At 51.8% G+C, this 3,341-nt stretch carries 2 protein-coding genes; one reads left to right on the plus strand and one right to left on the minus strand.

All coding sequences use genetic code 11. The features are described from left to right. Positions 1 to 3,201, plus strand: a 3,201-nt coding sequence (locus ACO6V1_RS23055; RefSeq protein ID WP_422468820.1) for a DUF1601 domain-containing protein, incomplete at its 5' end; no start/stop codon positions are given. Here the strand turns inward: ACO6V1_RS23055 and ACO6V1_RS23060 are convergent. After that, the coding region (locus ACO6V1_RS23060; RefSeq protein ID WP_422468822.1) for a hypothetical protein at positions 3,148 to 3,341 on the minus strand (194 nt) is incomplete at its 5' end. The two genes, ACO6V1_RS23055 and ACO6V1_RS23060, sit on opposite strands and share 54 nt — an antisense overlap.

The following is a 3,341-nucleotide window of genomic DNA, read 5'->3' on the forward strand; positions in this document are numbered from 1 at the left end:
GCTTCTTCACGGCGTGGACGATATGGATATGCCACAGTCAGACAATGGGATCCCCCCTCCCGCACTGCCCCGGTGCGTCATGAGTTTTACCATTCTTCTTTCAAACGCTCTTCTCAACATCTAAAGTACCGTTCAGTAAACCCTGCTCAGGATTTTAATGCTCTCACCAGACATAAAATAATGGATCGCCTGGTGAATAAATCTTATCGTTTTGGTGATCGCTATAGTGGGAGACATCACGGTCAATATGCCAGCTTAATTAAAAAATACACGTTAGCTGCTAAAAGACCGTTGAATCGAGCGGAACAAAGCCAGCTGATGCGTTTGCTGGAAAATTTTACCGCAACACGGAGCTGGAATTGGCGAAGCCTGACGACAACATTTCATTCATTGACTTCAGCGGGTGTTTTTACCCCTCATAACCCCATGGATGGGCGTGTTAAGCGTACTCAAGCTGCCTTAATGACAACGCTACTTGATGCAATAATATTCAAGTGCAACCAAAAACCTGAAGCCAGTGATATTGATGCCCAGGGAATCGCCAACCTGCTGTGGGCCATGGCGAAACTGGCAGACAGAGGGCTGGAGCGAACACCAGGGCTCAACGAGGCTGTGGCCGCACTGTTGCCCCACATGAACGCACAGAAAGACCAATTTATTCCACAGCATATTGCCAACCTGCTGTGGGCCATGGCGAAACTGGTGGACAACGGGCAGGAACAGACGCCAGAACTCAATGAGGCCGTGGCCAGGTTAATGGCCGATGTGGACGCACATAAAGCTAACTTTAATCCACAGGAAATCGCCAACCTGCTGTGGGCCATGGCGAAACTGGTGAACAATGGACAGAAGCGAATACCAGAGTTCAACGAGGCCATGGCATCCTTGTTGCCCCTCGTGAACGCACAGAAAGACCAATTTATTCCTCAACATATCGCCAACCTGCTGTGGGCCATGGCGAAACTGGTGGACAACGGGCCAAAGCAGACACCAGGGTTCAAAGGGGCCGTAGCCACGCTGTTGCCCCTCGTGAACGCACAGAAAGACCAATTTAATGCCCAGGGCATTGCCAACCTGCTGTGGGCCATGGCAAAACTGGTGGACAACGGGTACGAACAGACACCAGATCTCAACAAGGCCGTGGCCGCGCTGTTGCCCCACGTGAAAGCACAGAAAGACCAATTTAATAGCCAGGGCATTGCCAACCTGCTGTGGGCCATGGCGAAACTGGAGGACCACGGGCAGGAGCGCACACCAGGGCTCAACAAGGCCGTGGCCGCGCTGTTGCCCCACGTGAACGCAAAAAAAAACCAATTTATTCCTCAGCATATCGCCAACCTGCTGTGGGCCTTGGCAAAACTGGTGGACCACGGGCAGGAGCGCACACCAGGGCTCAACAAGGCCGTGGCCACGTTGCTGCCCCACGTGAACGCACAGAAAGCTAACTTTAAACGACAGGAAATCGCCAACCTGCTGTGGGCTATGGCGAAACTGGTGGACAACAGGCAAAAGCGAACACCAGAGCTCAACGAGGCGGTGGCCGCTCTATTGCCTCACGTGAACGCACAGAAAGGTAACTTTAAACCACAGGATATCGCCAACCTGCTGTGGGCCATGGCAAAACTGGTGGACAAGGGGCAGGAGCGAACACCAGTGCTCAAAGAGGCTGTGGCCACACTGTTGCCCGACGTGAACGCAAAAAAACACCAATTTATTCCTCAGCATATCGCCTACCTGCTGTGGGCCATGGCAAAACTGGTGAGCAAGGGGCAAGAGCGAACACCAGGGCTCAACAAGGCCGTGGCCGCGCTGTTGCCCTACGTAAACGCACATAAAGACCAATTTACTCCTCCGCATATCGCCAACCTGCTGTGGGCGATAGCGAAATTGCTGGACAACGGGCAGGATAGGACTCCAGAGCTTACAGAGGCCGTGGCCGCACTGTTGCCACAAGTGAACGCACAGAAAGATAACTTTAAACCACAGGGTATCGCCAACCTGCTGTGTGCCATGGCGAAACTGGTGAATAGCGGGCAGGAGCGGACATCAGACTTTAACGAAGCCGTGGCTGCGCTGTTGCCTCACCTGAACGCGGGGAAGCACCAATTTAATGCCCAGGAAATCGCCATCCTGCTGTGGGCCATGGCGAAGCTGGTGGACAACGGGCAGGAGCGAACACCAGAGTTTAACGAGGCCATAGCCGCGCTGTTGCCGCAGGTCAACAAAGAGAAAGCTAACTTTAAACCACAGGAAATCGCCAACCTGCTGTGGGCCATGGCGAAACTGGTGGACAGCGGGGAGTGGACATCGACGCTCAACGAGGCCGTGGCCGCACTATTGCGCCACGTGAACACACAAAAAGCTAACTTTAAGCCAAAGGAAATCGCCAATCTGCTGTGGGCCCCGGCGAAACTGGGTGAGTTCGTTGAGCTGAACGTGGTGACCTCTACGTTTGCATCGCTTGTTTACCGAATCAGTGAAAACCCTCAGCTCTCACAGCAAGACCTATTGATTTCTCTCTGGGGAGTGATGGTTTGCTGTGCCAGATTGTCTCTGAACTCTAAAAACAATAACTGGCTTGAAAAGCACATGGATGACCTGTTTACCCGTCTGGAAAATACATTCCTGCACAATGAAGAGGATCAACGCATCATTACCATGGCCGCCAGTTGGCTTGGGAGAGCGTGCCCGGTCGTCCCCCATTACCCGACTACCAGGTCAAAACGTCAATCCGAGGTTCGCCATCTACTCCAATCATGCATTCCATCTTTGCGGATTGAAGAAGAAAAGAGTCTGAATTCATTACCTCCGGTTGACCTGCTACTGCCAGATCACAACCTGGTGATTGAAGTTCAGGGGCCCTTTCATTACGTGGGTGGTGATTTCAACACCAGGAAGGGTTCGACTCTGCTGAAAATCGCACTGTTGCAAAAAGCAGGATTTGAGGTCATTGAAATTCCGGTTTACAGGCTTGGCAATCAGGATTTAATGAAACCATACATTGATCAAATAAAGACCAGGACAGGGATCCCGCTACAGGGGCATGGCTCTGTATCACTTAAAAGAAGGTGGGCAGATGCGGCATACGTTACTGCTGATAAAGGCAGGCAACTCACAGATCACGGTGACTTAACTGCCGAAAAACAGTTAGAAGAACAAACCGGCAAACCAGCCAAGAGAAAGAGAAAAAACAACCAGTAATTCCCTCCCTTCGCCCCAGGAACCGTTTTCATATTCCAGGAAAGTTCTACCAGAGTTGAAGACCTGTTGCCCCTGAATTTCGCCCTGATGATTTGAAGATAACGGATGGTTGGCATCAGGAGCAGATGCTTTCTCCAACT

The sequence above is a fragment of the Endozoicomonas sp. ALC013 genome (assembly GCF_049310205.1).
GTDB lineage: Bacteria > Pseudomonadota > Gammaproteobacteria > Pseudomonadales > Endozoicomonadaceae > Endozoicomonas.